15 protein-coding genes and 1 tRNA gene are annotated in these 14,136 nt (G+C 70.7%); 7 read left to right on the top strand and 9 right to left on the bottom strand.

What is annotated here, in order from left to right:
* Positions 1 to 7: 7 nt before the first annotated feature.
* The gene (locus H4696_RS36105) at positions 8 to 1,702 is read right to left on the bottom strand and encodes an HsdM family class I SAM-dependent methyltransferase (RefSeq protein WP_086862343.1); all 1,695 of its coding nucleotides are present in this window, start codon (positions 1,700 to 1,702) and stop codon (positions 8 to 10) included.
* 78 nt (positions 1,703 to 1,780) lie between these two features.
* On the opposite strand from H4696_RS36105, the gene H4696_RS36100 reads away from it, so the two are divergent.
* The 7 genes from H4696_RS36100 to H4696_RS36070 all read left to right on the top strand — a co-directional run bounded on the left by H4696_RS36100 (position 1,781) and on the right by H4696_RS36070 (position 7,696).
* Complete coding sequence (locus tag H4696_RS36100; RefSeq protein WP_192782713.1) at positions 1,781 to 2,524, top strand: PP2C family protein-serine/threonine phosphatase; 744 nt, start codon at positions 1,781 to 1,783, stop codon at positions 2,522 to 2,524.
* Between the two features lie 44 nt (positions 2,525 to 2,568).
* Positions 2,569 to 2,653, top strand: a tRNA-Ser gene (locus H4696_RS36095).
* A 115-nt stretch (positions 2,654 to 2,768) separates the two neighbouring features.
* Positions 2,769 to 3,650, top strand: a complete 882-nt coding sequence (locus H4696_RS36090) for a class I SAM-dependent methyltransferase (protein WP_086862341.1) — start codon at positions 2,769 to 2,771, stop codon at positions 3,648 to 3,650.
* 373 nt (positions 3,651 to 4,023) lie between these two features.
* Complete coding sequence (locus H4696_RS36085; RefSeq protein ID WP_003056176.1) at positions 4,024 to 4,284, top strand: hypothetical protein; 261 nt, start codon at positions 4,024 to 4,026, stop codon at positions 4,282 to 4,284.
* Between the two features lie 4 nt (positions 4,285 to 4,288).
* Positions 4,289 to 4,534 carry a hypothetical protein gene (locus H4696_RS36080; protein ID WP_086862340.1) on the top strand — a complete coding sequence of 82 codons (246 nt, stop codon included), beginning with the start codon at positions 4,289 to 4,291 and terminating at the stop codon, positions 4,532 to 4,534.
* A 34-nt stretch (positions 4,535 to 4,568) separates the two neighbouring features.
* A complete protein-coding gene (locus H4696_RS36075; protein ID WP_086862339.1) occupies positions 4,569 to 7,298 on the top strand; it encodes an FtsK/SpoIIIE domain-containing protein in 2,730 nt (909 codons plus the stop codon).
* The gene (locus H4696_RS36070; RefSeq protein WP_086862338.1) at positions 7,295 to 7,696 is read left to right on the top strand and encodes a hypothetical protein; all 402 of its coding nucleotides are present in this window, start codon (positions 7,295 to 7,297) and stop codon (positions 7,694 to 7,696) included. Before H4696_RS36075 ends, H4696_RS36070 begins: the two co-directional genes overlap by 4 nt.
* 6 nt (positions 7,697 to 7,702) lie before the next feature.
* Here the strand turns inward: H4696_RS36070 and H4696_RS36065 are convergent, their stop codons facing one another.
* The 8 genes from H4696_RS36065 to H4696_RS36030 all read right to left on the bottom strand — a co-directional run bounded on the left by H4696_RS36065 (position 7,703) and on the right by H4696_RS36030 (position 14,109).
* Positions 7,703 to 8,071: a YbaB/EbfC family nucleoid-associated protein gene (locus H4696_RS36065; protein ID WP_086862337.1), complete on the bottom strand. Its 369-nt coding sequence runs from the start codon at positions 8,069 to 8,071 to the stop codon at positions 7,703 to 7,705.
* A 64-nt stretch (positions 8,072 to 8,135) separates the two neighbouring features.
* Positions 8,136 to 8,492: a hypothetical protein gene (locus H4696_RS36060; RefSeq protein ID WP_225955891.1), complete on the bottom strand. Its 357-nt coding sequence runs from the start codon at positions 8,490 to 8,492 to the stop codon at positions 8,136 to 8,138.
* Positions 8,489 to 8,956 (bottom strand): hypothetical protein, encoded by a 468-nt coding sequence (locus H4696_RS36055; protein WP_249027087.1) that lies wholly within the window; start codon positions 8,954 to 8,956, stop codon positions 8,489 to 8,491. The genes H4696_RS36060 and H4696_RS36055 overlap by 4 nt, the downstream gene beginning before the upstream one ends.
* A complete protein-coding gene (locus tag H4696_RS36050) occupies positions 8,944 to 9,282 on the bottom strand; it encodes a hypothetical protein (protein WP_086862336.1) in 339 nt (112 codons plus the stop codon). Before H4696_RS36050 ends, H4696_RS36055 begins: the two co-directional genes overlap by 13 nt.
* On the bottom strand, positions 9,279 to 9,854 hold the full coding sequence (locus H4696_RS36045; protein WP_225955890.1) for a hypothetical protein: 576 nt from the start codon (positions 9,852 to 9,854) through the stop codon (positions 9,279 to 9,281). The genes H4696_RS36050 and H4696_RS36045 overlap by 4 nt, the downstream gene beginning before the upstream one ends.
* A complete protein-coding gene (locus tag H4696_RS36040) occupies positions 9,854 to 11,056 on the bottom strand; it encodes a putative T7SS-secreted protein (protein ID WP_086859126.1) in 1,203 nt (400 codons plus the stop codon). Before H4696_RS36040 ends, H4696_RS36045 begins: the two co-directional genes overlap by 1 nt.
* Positions 11,053 to 11,511 carry a hypothetical protein gene (locus H4696_RS36035; RefSeq protein WP_086859125.1) on the bottom strand — a complete coding sequence of 153 codons (459 nt, stop codon included), beginning with the start codon at positions 11,509 to 11,511 and terminating at the stop codon, positions 11,053 to 11,055. Before H4696_RS36035 ends, H4696_RS36040 begins: the two co-directional genes overlap by 4 nt.
* 129 nt (positions 11,512 to 11,640) lie before the next feature.
* Positions 11,641 to 14,109, bottom strand: coding sequence for an endonuclease/exonuclease/phosphatase family protein (locus tag H4696_RS36030; RefSeq protein ID WP_086859124.1), 2,469 nt, complete (start codon positions 14,107 to 14,109; stop codon positions 11,641 to 11,643).
* Between the last annotated feature and the right edge of the window lie 27 nt (positions 14,110 to 14,136).

Raw genomic sequence — 14,136 nt, 5'->3', positions numbered from 1 at the left:
CGTTCCCCTATCGGCCCGGGCTGAGCCGTCCTTCGACAAGTCCTGCGAAGCCTAGCCGGACCAGCTCACGGCCCGTTTCGGCCGCCTGGCGCAGGACGGCGTCGAACTCGGCGAGACTCCGGAAGACCTGGCCGTATTCGCGCTGGACGGCGATCGGGACGCGCGGGATCCGCACGCGCCTGCCGTCGATCCGGGTCGACGCGGACGCGGCGGGCAGGTCGGCCGCGCGCAGGCAGCCGGCCAGAAAATCCGCGTCCAGCCGCGCGGCGTCGACGCGGTACACGGTGAGCCCGGCGCCCACCGGCCCCACCGGTCCACTGTGGACGTACGCGATCCCGGTCACCGACGCCACGACGTCGCCCGCCTCGGCGAGCGGGTGCTCGGCGTCCGCGCGGGCCGCCGCGTGCCGCACCTCGACGACACCGGCCTTGACCAGCTCGCCGATCGTCGTGAACACGGGCTCGCCGTCCGCCGCTTCCAGGGGCGGCAGCCGCGGGACGAGCTCGGCGAACCGGCTCCGCACGGCCTCGAAGGCCTGCCCGGGATCCTCGTCGCTGGTGCGGCGGCGGGCCGGGGTCAGGTCGACGTCGTCGTCGAGCAGGTCGATGATCCGGACCCCGGATTCGGGGTGCTCGCGGAACTCCCGCCACATTTCGTCCACTGTGGACAGGTCGTCGCCCGCCTCGCCGAGCAGCACCGTGGACGGCGGGCGCTCGCCGGGAACCGGCCGCCGCAGCAGCCAGAGGTCGGGACCAGCCGGCGTGAGCGTGACGACGGCGCGGACCGCGCCCGCGCGCAGGAGGTTGCCGCGGATGCGCTTGCCGCTGCGCCGCCCGGCCGCCGCGCCCGGCATCAGGATCGCCACCGCGCCGCCGGGTTCGACGTGGGCGAGGCAGTGCTGCACCCAGGCGAGCTCGGGCTCGCCCCGCGGCGGGAGGCCGTACTCCCAGCGTTCGTCGCCGACGAGTTCGTCGTGGCCCCAGGCGCGTTCGTTGAACGGCGGGTCGCACAGCACGGCTTCCGCGGTCCGGCCGGCGAAGGCGTCTTCGCGCAACGCGTCAACGGGGTGGACCTCGGCTTCGAGGCCGCGCAGCCGCAGCCGCAGCGCCGCGATCGACGCCGTCATCGGGTCGCTGTCCTGCCCCAGCACGGTTTTCGCGCCGCTCGCCAGCGCGAGCGCGCCGAAGCCGCACGCGGGGTCGAGGATCGTCGAAACCGGGCCGACGAGCCGCGCCATCAGCTCGGCGATCGGCTCCGGCGTGGCCGACAGCCGCCGCGAGTGCGCCTCGAAGTACCGGCGGCAGACCAGTTCGAACGCCGCGACCGGGCCCGCGCGGTGCGTCATCTCGCTGAGCAGCGTGAGCAGTTCGGGGTCGTCGAGCTTGCTGTCGAAGGTGTCGAAGATGCCGGCCTGGAAAGCGAAGAAGACGCCCGCGCGGTTGACGCGCTCGGCGAGGTCGAGGTCGTCACCGAGGGCGCGCAGGCGCTGCCAGGCGCGTTCGCCCTCGCTCAGCTCGAACGGCTTGCCGCGGGCCTCGAACCAGCCGGCGACGGCGGACAGGCCGAACAACGGACTCGAAGCCGTGCCGCCGACCGGCTGCGGGAAGTCCGGGTAGCGGCGGCGCCAGTTGCTCACCGCGGCCCGGCCGACCCCGGCGAGCCGCGCGATGTCGGCCGCGCTGACCGTGGCGTCGTCGTCCATGGCGAGAACTCTATCGGAGGATGCTCCATTCAGCCGACATGGTTGTGAACTCAGTCAACCAATGCTTACATGGGGAACATGACACACGATCGGTACGTCCTGCGGTACGCCGCGGGGTCGGACGTCGGGCAGCGTCGCCAGGTCAACGAAGACGCGGTGTACGCGAGTTCCCGCCTGCTGGCCGTCGCCGACGGCATCGGCGGCCAGCCGTACGGCGAGGTCGCCAGCGCGACCGCGGTGGACGTGCTGCGCGAGCTCGACGTCGACCTCCGGCGACTCGACCTCACCGGGGTCGATCTGGCCGCGACGCTGACCGGCGTGGTCAAGTCGATCGACGAGCGGCTGCACGAAGTGGCCGCGCAGGAGCCGGAAACGACGGGCATGGGCACGACCCTGACGGCCCTGATGTTCGACGGCATCGACTTCGCGGCGGCCCACATCGGCGACTCCCGCGGCTACCTGCTGCGCGACGGCGAACTGCGCCGCCTGACCCGAGACCACACGCTCGTCCAGGCCCTGGTCGAAGACGGCCGCGTGGCGGCGGAGGACGCGGAGTCGCACCCACGGCGGTCGTTGCTGATGAAGGCGTTGCAGACGGCGGGATCCGGTGCCCCGGACATCTGGACGTTCCCGGCCGCGGAGGGCGACCGCTACCTGCTCTGCTCGGACGGCCTGAGCGGCCCGGTCAGCGAACCGCGCCTGAGAGACGTCCTGGCGTCTGTGGCCGACCCGGCGGAGGCGATCCCGGAACTGATCCGCCTGGCCAACGAAGGCGGCGGCCCGGACAACATCACGTGCGTGGTGGCCGACGTCACGCGCTGACCCACCTTCGAGTCGCGTGAAGAGCATCCGGTATCGTCTCCTGCGGAGGATTGGCCGAGCGGCCTAAGGCGCACGCTTGGAAAGCGTGTTGGGTTCACGCCCTCGCAGGTTCGAATCCTGTATCCTCCGCCGTTTGATCAGGCGAAACGCCGGGCCGCGCGCCCGGCGTTTCGTCGTATCGGGGCCGACTGTGCTGCCAAAAACTGCTGGCCTGCACCGGATCGGCGCCCCTAACGTCCCTCGCGTGAGCTACGAACACCCGCTGGCCTACCTGCTCGGCATCGAAGGCCTCGCGCTGCTGCGCGGCTTCACCGGCGAGTTCGACCGCGAGTTCACCGAAGCCCGCATCGCCGAGGTCCGCCGGCTCCTCGACGACGAATCCCTCGCCGACGGCGTGGCCGTCGAGCGGCTCGACAGCGTGACCGGCTACGACCTCTGGGCCGGCACCTACGACGACCCCGCGAACGCCGCGTTCGCCCTCGATGAGCCACTCCTCGAAGAATTCATCGGGACGCTGCCACCCGGCGACGCCCTCGACGCGGCCTGCGGGACCGGCCGCTACTCACACATCCTCACGCGGCGCGGGCATCGCGTGATCGGCGTCGACAGCTCGCCCGGCATGCTCGCGGGGGCTCGCGAACGGGTGCCCGGCGGGGACTTCCGGCTCGGCGACCTCACCGCGCTGCCCGTCGCCGACGCCTCCGTCGATCTCGTCACCTGCGGCCTCGCGCTGACCCACGTCGCCGACCTCGGCCCGGTGTTCGCGGAGTTCGCGCGCGTGCTGCGGCCGGGCGGGCACGCCGTGCTCTGCGACGTCCACCCCGAGTCCGTCGCCCGCGGCTCGATCCCCTCGCTGCGCGGCCCCGGCGGACAGCCTGGGCGACTCGCCTCGCACCGGCACCTCGTCGGGAACTATCTGCGGGCCGCGCTGGCGGCCGGTCTCACCGCGCTCCGCTGTGAAGAACCGTGCCCGCCGCCGAAGGATCCCGCGCCCGCGACGACCGAGCCCGGGCCGTGGGAGGTCTGGCCGTGGAGCCTCGCCGCCCTCGTGCCGGACGCGGCCCGGGCGGCCGGGCGGGGCGTGCCGGCGCTGCTCGTCTGGGATTTTCAGCGGCCCGAAATATGAAACCTCTTCGGCGCTGCGCTTTCTCCGCGGGTACGGCGAGTCACGACCAGGGCTGGGCGAAACGGGTTACTCCTGTAGCGCTAGTCTCAGCCACACCTCGCCCGCCCCCTCGTCGAGAAAGGCCAGCAGTGGCACGAAAACCGCTCTGACCTGGGGTGGCGCTGGCCAGCGACTTCAGTGTGCGGTACTGGTGCCGGGACGACCCCCGCACAGACCGTGATCGGCCCGGCCCCGGACGTTCCCACGTCCGGGGCCTTGCTGATTCCGGACCCGCGATCACTCGGCAAAGTCAGATGATCACGCTGAGTCGTTGGATCTGTTTCAATGGAATCCGTCCCGCACGACACCAGAGATTTCGAGGAGTAGAGGCCCGATGGCCGGAGTCGAAGAGATCCGCGCTGGCATCGCGCTCGCCAACGAAAAGGCGTCCGCGAGCATCGCCGCTCTGCAGCAGGCAGCGCAGTCTCTCGAAGAAGCCCAGCAGTCGCTCGCACAAGCGACGCAGGGCAGCAGCCAGCACGAAGTGAGTCAGGCACACGGACTGCTGGCCGAAGCCCTGCAAGGCATCAATGGTCTGCAGAGCACCGTCCAAGCAAGCATTTCCTCAGCTGACTCCTACTCGGCGCGTCTCTAGCCGGATGACGCTCGCCGAACTCCACCAGCTGCTGACCGCGGTCGTGGCTGGGCTCGCCGATGCGCGCGCCCACTCCGAGCGGGCCACGAGCCTGCTCGGGGAAGCCCGGCAGGCGCTCGTGGACGCCCAGGCCAAGGCCGATCCCTGGCTCCCTTCGCAGTACGCGCAGGCCGGCGAGGGGCTCGACCAGCTCCTCGTCCGCCTGGCTTCTGCCGAAGACCTGGTGAGCGGATACCGGTCGCGCCTGTAATCCTGCTAGGGACACCTTTTTCTTGGGGACGCCGATGGCCAACAAGTCAGCCGAGCAACGCAACCGCGTCGAGACCGCACTCGACCGGGTCCGCCATCAGATCGGGCTGGTGCTGGGCGCGGCCGCCGGGGCGCGCCAAGCCGCCGAAGCCGACCTCGCCAAGCTCGAGCTGGAGCGGGACATCGTCCGGGTGGGCATGAACCACGCCGGCGCCGAGCAGCAGAGCGAGTGGTCCCGCCACCCCGCCGCGCACGAAGTGTTCGGCGCGCTCGGCACCGTGCGAAGCGCTTTCTACACCGACTGGAGCCAGGGCCCCGCGACCCTGCGGGACCTCGTCGCGCACAACGCGCCCGGCCCGGCCGGACTGCCACCGGGCGACTGGCTCGGCACCGTCGGGCACAACCCCGGCCTCACCTCGCCCGGTCTGTGGCGCGTCGGCTCCGCGACGGCCGCCGGCAACGACCCGACCCGCGTGTTCGACGTCGCCGTCCCGCTGCTCGACGAGTCGCACCTGGCGATTTCGTCGGCGCCCAAGACGCGGCCGGTGATCGACGGCATCGTGCAGAACCTGCTGGTCCGCATGCTCTCGACGTTCGAGCCCGGCTCGGTGCGCGTGCACCTGTGGGACATCGGGCAGCTGACCGCGATCCTGCCCGACCTCTACCCGCTCAGCCACACCAGCGCGCTGTCGCTGTACGACCCCGGGCGCCTCGAGGACCTCCTCGACGAGCTGGCCGGCCACATCCGCCGGATCCACGCGAGCTGCATGTCCGCCGGGTACACGTCGCTGCGGGAGATGCGGCAGAAGACCGAGCAGCGGGGCGAGCCGTTCCGCATCGTCGTGCTGTACGGCAACGGCGAAACCCTCGAACCCGAACGCGCCCGCGACCTCAAGCGCGTCGCGAGCGGTGCGCTGGCCGCCGGGATCTGCCTGATCATGGTCGACGTGCCGACCGCCGTGAGCGCGCCGGTCGAGACGCTGAGCCTGCTCGACGACCGGCACGCGATCAGCAGCATGACCGGCACCGACCTGGTCGTCGACCTCGATTCCGCGATGCCCTCCGCGCAGGTCATCCGGGCCGTCGACACGATCGCGAAGGCGTTGATCGCCAAGCAGGGCGGCCCGCGCTCGTTCGACGACCTGCTGCCGACGGAGCTGGGCCGCGAAAGCTCCGCGCGAGAACTGCGTGCCCCGGTCGGGTTCTTCGAAGGCGAGCCCGTCGAGGTCGTGATCGGCGACGCGAGCCCCCACGTCCTGATCGGCGGTCCGTCCGGTTCGGGCAAGACCAACTTCCTGTACGCGCTGCTCGGCAGCCTGGCGGCGCGGTACACCCCGGACGAGCTGGCGCTGTACCTGCTGGACTTCAAGGAAGGCGTCTCGTTCGCCGGGCTGGCGCCGGGCCGGAAGGACGCGAGCTGGCTGCCGCACGCGCGGCTCGTCGGCGTCAACGTCAACACCGACCGCGAGTTCGGCTTGGCGCTGCTGCGCTTCCTGGCCGACGAGCTGCGCCGCCGGTCCGCGGCCGCGAAGGAGCACGAGGTCACGAACCTCGCCGACCTCCGCGAAGCCGACCCCGGCGGGCACTGGCCGCGGATCGTCGCGGTGATCGACGAGTTCCAGTACCTGTTCGCCGGCCGCGACCAGGTGACGGCGACGGCCACGCAGCTGCTGGAGGACATCGCGCGGCGCGGCCGGTCGCAGGGCATCCACCTGGTTCTGGCCAGCCAGGACGTCGCCGGGATCGAGGCGTTCTGGGGCAAGCCGGCGGTGTTCGAGCAGTGCACGCTGCGGATCGCGATGCCGAAGGCGCGGCGCGTGCTGGCCGAGACGAACAACGCGGCGGTATCGGCCCCGAAGTGGCACGCGGTGATCAACCACGACTCCGGCGTCGCGCACGGCAACCAGCTGGCCCACGTGCCGGACGCGAGCAGCAAGAACGTGTTCGTCCGGCTCCAGCACCGGTTGTGGGAGGAGTACGCGGGCCGGTTCCCGCGCCCCCGCCTGTTCGACGGCGCGCACCAGCCCGTGCTCGAACAGTTCCCGGCGTACCTGGACCTCAAGCCGAACACGAAGCCGCGCGCCCTGCTCGGCCAATCGATCGACGTGACCGAGACGGCGTGCGGCGTCGACCTCCCGCGCGCACCGGGCCGCAACGTCGCGGTGCTCGGCTCGGCCACCGCGGAGGCACTGTCCATCATGGACTCCTCGGCGCGTTCGCTGTCCCGGCAGTACGAACCCGGCGAAGTGGAGTTCGTGCTGAGCTGCCCGATCGAGGCGTGCGGCCCGGCCGCGTGGGAGCTGACCGAGCGGCTGCGCGAGGACGGCCACGCGGCCTCCCTGGTGGAGGACCTGACCGGCGTGCTCGAATCGATGACCGGCTCGCTGTCCGGTGGCGCGAAAGTGCTGCTCCTGTACGGAGTGGACGCGGCGCTGCCGGCCCTGGAAGCGAAGGCGGTCGGCCAGCTGAAGAGCGGCCTGGACCACCTGCGCGTGATCTTGAAGCAAGGGCCGGGCCACGGCATCCACACGATCGGCTGGTGGCGCAGCATCGCCCGGCTGAAGGACACTCTCGGCTTCGGCGGCACCGACGACATCGGCACGTGGGCCGCGCTCGACGTCCAGGGCAACGAACTGTCGCCGTTCGCGGCGGGACAGGTCGTGCACTGGTCACCACGCCCGGGCCGCGCGTTGTTCTTCGACCGCACGACCCACGGCGCCCCCGAAGTGATCATCCCGTTCCAGCGTCCGGAGAACGCGCAATGACCGACGACGGTGCCACCGCGGCCATGCGGTACAAGGAGATCATCGCCCTGTCCCGCGGCTCGGCGGAGAACCTCCGCGAGTGGGAGCTGCAGCGCGCCGAGACCCTGGAAGCGGAGATCGAAGAAGCCAAGGGTGCGATCGAGGTGGCTGTAGACCGCGAACAGCGGGCCGCCGAGCGCGCGACGCGCTGGTGGAAGATGGCGCTGCACAACATCCAGGGCCTGCTGTGGCTGGACCCGGGCGACGAACCCCGCCCGGTCATGACGGCGCGTCCGGCGTACTTGGAGCGGTACCTCGAGGAGGTCAAGCCGAGCTACCAGGAGCTGGTGCAGGCGGTGCTCGGGTTGGGCTGGCGGGCCAAGCGGGCGGCGCCGAAGCGGGAAGAGCCACCTGCTTAGCCGATCTCAGACGTCGAAAACGGTGTCGTAGGGCTCTTCCTCGTCGGTGGGTGCCGGCCTGCGCGGCTTTTGTGCGGGCTGTGGCGCGTCTTGCAGGGTCAGCGGCCGCCCGGCGGCCACGGCTTCCCGAATGGCGGTGGTGATGGTCCGGCTGAGCGTGCCGGCGTCGTAGCGCATGGCTTCGGGGGCGACCCGGACTTCGCTGACGACGCCGCCCGTCCCGGCGACGACGGTGACGGTGCGATCCGGCGATACGACGGTGGTGTGGTCACTCCCGGCGATGCCTGCGAGGATGCGCTGGTTCTCGGCTTTGCGGTCTTCGATCTGCTTGAGCTGCCAGCGCATTTCCTCGATGAGTTGCGGATTGTCGCTCATGCCACCTGCCCCGGCTGACGTCGTGCGACTGTGCGCGCCCCGGCCTTCGACCGTGCCTCGAGAGTCAGATCGCCCACGGCCCCGGCCTCCCCGGCTGAGCCTGGTTCGGCGCGTAGACGAACTCGTAGTACTTACCGACCTTGTGCTCGATCAGACCGTACCCCCGGCTGTACCCCACACGAAGGAGATCCTCCTGGGCCAAGCCGATTTCGTCGAACCGGACATAGACCTGTCGACGGCCGTCGAGTTGTGCGGCCAAGAGTGCCATCTGGTGTTCCCGGGGTTTCCGGGATTTCCTGAACCGGATGACGTTGACGGTGACGCCTACGGCCAAGAGCCCGCCGAGCACGATGAAGCCGAGTACGTAAGCCGCTGGAGAAGTCGGAGAGTCCGTCGCCGCGGCAGCCACCACGCCCGTCATCCGTTCTCCTGCTCGCTGCGGAGGCTCCAAGCGACCTTTGCCGTGGCTTCGGCCACGGCGGGCCAGGCGTCCTCCGACTCGGCGACCACCGAAAGGATCACCACGTACCGGCCGTCCGGCAGCGGGATCTGGTACTCCGCCTTGATCTGGGTGCGCACGTCGTGCTCGGGCAGGTGGAACTCGCCGCCGCTGAACGCCACGAGCGCCGGGCCGATCGGCAGCCGCACCGGTTGAACGGCTGACCGCGGGTGGCGCGTGCGGTACTCCGCGGCCATCGCCGCGACGACGGCGTCCCGGTTGCCCGGCGAGGTCTCCGGCCACTGGACCACGCCCAGCGTCAGGGTCGCGACATCACCCTTTCGGGCGAGGACCACCAGGACGATCCCCCCGACGACGGCGAGTGTCCCGAAGTACTCGGCGTCACTGCCGTTGAACTTGGACCCCGCGAGGTTCAGATCGCCCACGGCACCGACCTCCCCGGCTGCTGCGGTGTGTAGACGAACTCGTAGTACTTGCCGACCTGGTGCACGATCAGGCTGTAGCCGCGGCTCTGCGCCACCTGCAGCAGATCCCGGTGATCCAGGCCGACCTCCATCATCCGGAGGTACACGCGGCTCCGGCCGTCCAGCTCCGCGACCAAGCGCGCGATCTGCGTCTCTCGCGGCTTCCTCGACCGCATCGTGCGGACGACGGTCAACGTCAGACCACCGACGATCACCAAGCCCATCAGCACCAGGAACATCACCCGCGCCGGGTCATCACCCGAACCGGCGGCCACCGTGCTGATCACGGCGTTTCCCCGCTGCGGAGGCTCCAAGCCACCTTCGCGGTCGCCTCGGCGACCGCGGGCCAGGCGTCCTCCGACTCGGCAACCACCGACAGGATCACCACGGACCGGCCGTCCGGCAGGGGTATCTGGTACTCCGCCTTGATCTGGGTTCGTACGTCCTGTTCGGGCAGGTGGTACTCCCCGCCGCTGATGGCGACGATCGCCGGGCCGATCGGGAGGCGGACCGGCTGCACCACGGCGCGTTTGTGGCGGCTCCGGTACTGCTCGGCCATCGCCGCGACCAGGGCGTCGCGACTGCCAGGCGCCGTCTCCGGCCACTGCGCCACACCCAGCGTCAGAGTCGCGACGTCTCCCTTGCGCGGGCCGACCGCGAACTTGCCGAACACCCGGATGCCGTTGGCCTGCATGGTCGGGACCAGGGCCATCAGGTAGCTGCCGAACTCCTCGACGGACTTCCCGGCACCGGCGGCCAGGTTCTCGGCGATGGTCCAGGCGTGGCCGCGGTTCTTCTTGTCGTCGGTGCCCACCGGCATCCCCGCGAAGCCGGGCGGCAGGTCGATCTGCAGCGGCATCAGTTCCACACCTCGTCTTCCGCCCGCTCACGCCGGCGCTCCGGTGCGTTGTCGGCCTGGACCCCGGCATCGGCCGCGTTGCCCAGAGCCACCGCCGCCCACGGTGCGGGTCCGGCGACCAGCGTGCTGCCGGCCACTGCCACCTGTCCCCAGTCCTTGGGCACCCAGTAGTTCTTGAAGTCGTCCCAGGGACTCTCGAAGTCATCGCCCTCCGCGGCTTCGCTCCCCAGCTGACCGGCCAGCGCGCCGTAGGTCGCCACCTTGATCACGGTGTCCGGCATCATGGGATTCAACCCGGCGATCGAAGTGACCGCACCCGCCACGTCGAAGATCAAAGTTTCGGGTGCCACATCGGCTCCAGCCGCCTTCGCGACAGCGTGACCGCCGAGTGCCGCCACACCGAGGGAGCCGGCGACGAGGCTCGTGACTTCACCGGCAGGCGGCGGGAGGACGTCACTCAGTACACCGAGGCCATTGCCGATGTCACCGACCACATCCGAGACCTTCGACAGCAGCTCCGCGTGGTCCTGGACGAAGTCCCAAGCCTGATCAACCCCGTCGGCGATCGTGGTCGACAAGTCGACAAACGCTCCGCCGACCGCGTCCTCCAGCTTGTCCAGCAGGTCCGGCTCGTCCGGGGCCAGCTCCTTCGCCTTCCGCAGCGCCTCCGCGACCCGGCCCGCCGCCTCCCCGTGCTCCTGCTGGAGCTGCTTCGCCGCGTCCTGGATGTTCTGGCAGCCGTCGATCGCCGCCTGGAGCTGCCGGCCCGCGTTGTCCAACAGCCTCTGCGCTATCCGCAGGGACTGCTGATCCGGGAACGTCCGGTTCGCCAGCGCGAGGTCCGGGTTCGCCCGCGCCGCCTCCGCTGCCTGGGCCGCCGTCTCCGCTCGGGCCTCCAGGTCGGATGCGCGTTTCTGCAGGTCACCCAGCTGCTGGGCCCAGGCTTCGAGCGCGGAGCCGGCGTCGCCCATCGAACGGGCCGCGCCCTCGAGGTACTGCGGCAGCGGGCCGATGCGCCGGGCGAACGCGTCGCTCGCCTCGCCCTGCCAGATGCCCTGCTTCCGGACGATCCGGCGCAACGCGTCGTCGGCCTCGGTCAGGTCCTTGCTCACTGCCCGGTACTTGCTCGCCAGGTCGGTGACGCCGTCGAGGTCGCCGGGCGCCGGGTCGAAGCCCAGGGCCGGGAAGTCGCGCCTGCTCATCGGCCGAGTCCGTCCAGGATGCCGGTGATGCCGCCGGTCGCGCCGCCGCCCACCATGCCGCCGTCGCCCACTGGCGCTTCGCCGGACGGCTGCCCGACCCGGGGGTAGTGCCCCCGGGTCCCGGTGCCGGGCCCGTCGCCGGGTTCGTCACCCAGCACCGCCGTGCCCAGCTTCGACAGCTCGCCGCCGAACTGCGCCTCGATCCGCTCGTACTTCTGCTTCGCCTGCTTCAGCCGTTCAGTGATCTCCGTAGCCGCGTCGCCGAGCCGGCCGATCCCGTAGCCCCATGCCTCTTCGAACTCGACGCCCGCTTTGCCCAGATCGGCGTTCCCCAACGAGCCGAACGCCCCACCGCCGCCGAGCTTCTTGTTCGCGTCGGCCATCCGGCCCGCCGCCGTACCGAGGTCGTCGATGAGCTTGCCCAGCTCGTCGACCTTCACCGCATACCCGTCCACGCCACCCCTCCCCTGTGGTCCCGTCCAACCTAGGACGGCGGTCAACCCTCCGCGGTTTCATCGTCACCCAAAGGAGCGAGCAAGAGAAAGGCCCCCGTCGGGTCAAACCCGACGGGGGCCGGCGAAACCTCAGTGGCCGAAGACCTGCTCCAGGTAGTCGAGCAGGTCGTTGAGCCCGTCCTGCAGCGCGTTGCCCGCACCCGGCCGGAACCGGATCACCTGCGGGTCGTGGTCGCTGGCCTGGTCGGCGAACTCCGCGTTGATGTGGACGACGTCGTAGTCCACCCCGCGCGGCGCCTTCGACGCCAGGATGTGGTCCAGCACCTGCGACTGGCCCTCGAACACGTAGCTGTACCGCTCGGCTTCCGGCACCGAAGCGATCAGGTCCTTCAGCACGCCACCGGCGGTGAGCGTCTGGACCGCCGGCGAGAACGGGTAGTCGTTCAGGTCGCCCGCCACCACGATGTTGGCGCTCTTGTCCGACGCCAGCAAGGAATCGACGAACCCGCGCAGCACCGTGGCCTGCTTCGCGCGCTGCACCTCGGAACTCCGCGCCGGCGGCTGGAAGCGGCCGTGCGTCGGCTGGTCGCCGCCCTTGGAGTTGAAGTGGTTGGCGATGACGAACACCGTGCGGCCCTTGAAGACGAACTCGCCCGCCAACGGCTTGCGGCTGGTCGTCCAGGCTTCGTTCGCCGGGTCGACGCGGCCCGGCGATGCCGTCAGGTGCGTCTTCCCGTGCTCGCGCACGACACCGACCGCCGTCGTCGAAGTCCCACCCGGACGGTCCACAAAGGACACGCGCGCCGGGTTGAACAGGAACGCCACGCGGATGTTGCCGCCCGGCTGGCCGCCGTCCTGGTCGTTCACCGGGTCGATCGAGCGCCACTGGTAGCGCGGGCCGCCCTTGGCGACGATGGCGTCGGTGAACTTCTGCAGCGTCTGGTCCGCCGCGACGGTGCCGTCGTCGGTCGCGCCCGTGTTGTCCTGGATCTCTTCCAGGTTCACGATGTCCGGCGTCGCCAGGTGCGTCACGATCGCCTCGCCGAGCCGGTCGTACTTGGCCTGCGAGTCACCGGGCGCCAGGTTCTCGACGTTGTACGTCGCGACCGCGAGCTCGCCCGACCGCTGCTTGCGCGTGGCCTCGCCCTGCAGCCCGTTGTCCTTTTCGGTCCCGAGCACGCTGGCGAACAGCGTGTAGCCACCGAAGTTGCTGTACTCGACGGGCCCCGAGGTGGTGCCGGTCAGCACGTCGCCGACGTTGAGCTTCGGGAACGGCCGCTGGTCGAACGGGATCAGCGACGACACCTTCATGACGCCGCTGTTGAGCTGGTCGTAGCCCAGGTAGACGCTGCCGCCGCGGACCGACTCGTGCTGGTCCGGCTTGGACGTCACGTACAGCTCGTTGAAGGAGTTCGACGGGCCGACGACGCGGGCGTCGCTGACCGAAACGACCTCGCTCTCGTGCGACTCCCAGAAGTCGAGCGCGTACTTCGACGGCTCCAGGGCGAGCGGCTCGATGTTGCCGCCAGGCGACGGCGCGTACGTCGTCGGCACGGTGTCGGGGTTCAGCACGGTCGGCGCGGGCAGCGCGTTCCCGTGCGAGTCGACCGTCCACTGTGCACTGCTCAGCTCGGTGAGCGACTGGTAGTTCGACGTCGACGGCGCGTCCGGGTAGAACTCGCGGACGGTGCCCGCCGCGGTCACGGCGTCGCCGACCGCCACAGCCGGGGTGGTCGAGCCGGCGTAGACGAACAGGCCCTCGCTGGTGCGCGGGTCGTTGTCCGGGTTCGGGTCGGTGAGCCAGAAGCCGCGCGACGAACCGAACGTCCGGGTCGCCGTGACCACGCCGGTGACGGCGCTGACCTTCTGGTCCTTGAAGGGCGAAATGCGCGTGGTGCCCTGGATTTCGTGGATCTTCGCCGGGGTGCCGGGTTCGCCGGGGTTGCCGCCGCCGGTCGTTTCGCCCTTGGTGTTCGTCGGGGACGGGTCGCCGACGGTGAAGTCGGCGGCGTTGTCGTCCGTGTCGGCCAGCGAGGTGCCGCGCGCGACGGACGTCGTGTTGGACGGCGCGGCCGTCGGGGCGCCTTCGCGGACAGTGGCCGCGCCGAACCCGACGAGGTCCTTGACCCGGGTGTCGGCGGCGCAGTCCGCGGCGGTCTTGCAGGTCAACGCGGTGGTGCCGGAGACGAGGGCGATCGTGCCCGCGGTCGCGGACATCGCGATCGCGCCGGTCGCGTCCGGCGTCGGCAGCGCGACCGTGCCGCCGCTGCCCTTGCCCTCGGCCACGAGGTAACGCCCGCCCGGTGCCACGCTGCCGGCCAGCGGAGTGACCTGCCAGGTGCTCGACGGGCTGGCCGAACCGGGCAGGTACTGGACGCTGAAGCCGTCGACGCTCGTGGCTGCCGCGCCGTGGTTGGCGAGCTCGACGAAGTCGTTGGTCAACGTGGCGCCGGAGTTGCCACCGCCGCCGTAGACCTCGGCGATGACCGCGTCGGCGCTGGGTGCGGCGAGCGCGGCCGGGGCGGCCACGCCGCCGAGCACCAGGCCCGACGCAACGGCCACCGTGAAGGCGGCCTTGGATCTGTGGGTCTTGGTCACCCTGAGTCCCCTTTGTGCTTGAACAGT

The organism is Amycolatopsis lexingtonensis (assembly GCF_014873755.1).
In the GTDB taxonomy this organism is placed as follows: Bacteria; Actinomycetota; Actinomycetes; order Mycobacteriales; family Pseudonocardiaceae; genus Amycolatopsis; species Amycolatopsis lexingtonensis.
Note: the sequence above shows the minus strand (reverse complement) of the source record. Positions and strands in the feature narration are given on the sequence as shown.

Bases quoted from the DNA above. Each gene is read 5' to 3' on its own strand.
- H4696_RS36040 (WP_086859126.1), bottom strand. From the start codon at position 11,056: ATGAGCAGGCGCGACTTCCCGGCCCTGGGCTTCGACCCGGCGCCCGGC.
- H4696_RS36065 (WP_086862337.1), bottom strand. From the start codon at position 8,071: ATGAGCGACAATCCGCAACTCATCGAGGAAATGCGCTGGCAGCTCAAG.
- H4696_RS36105 (WP_086862343.1), bottom strand. From the start codon at position 1,702: ATGGACGACGACGCCACGGTCAGCGCGGCCGACATCGCGCGGCTCGCC.
- H4696_RS36100 (WP_192782713.1), top strand. From the start codon at position 1,781: ATGACACACGATCGGTACGTCCTGCGGTACGCCGCGGGGTCGGACGTC.
- H4696_RS36060 (WP_225955891.1), bottom strand. From the start codon at position 8,492: ATGACGGGCGTGGTGGCTGCCGCGGCGACGGACTCTCCGACTTCTCCA.
- H4696_RS36085 (WP_003056176.1), top strand. From the start codon at position 4,024: ATGGCCGGAGTCGAAGAGATCCGCGCTGGCATCGCGCTCGCCAACGAA.
- H4696_RS36080 (WP_086862340.1), top strand. From the start codon at position 4,289: ATGACGCTCGCCGAACTCCACCAGCTGCTGACCGCGGTCGTGGCTGGG.
- H4696_RS36070 (WP_086862338.1), top strand. From the start codon at position 7,295: ATGACCGACGACGGTGCCACCGCGGCCATGCGGTACAAGGAGATCATC.
- H4696_RS36075 (WP_086862339.1), top strand. From the start codon at position 4,569: ATGGCCAACAAGTCAGCCGAGCAACGCAACCGCGTCGAGACCGCACTC.
- H4696_RS36045 (WP_225955890.1), bottom strand. From the start codon at position 9,854: ATGCCGCTGCAGATCGACCTGCCGCCCGGCTTCGCGGGGATGCCGGTG.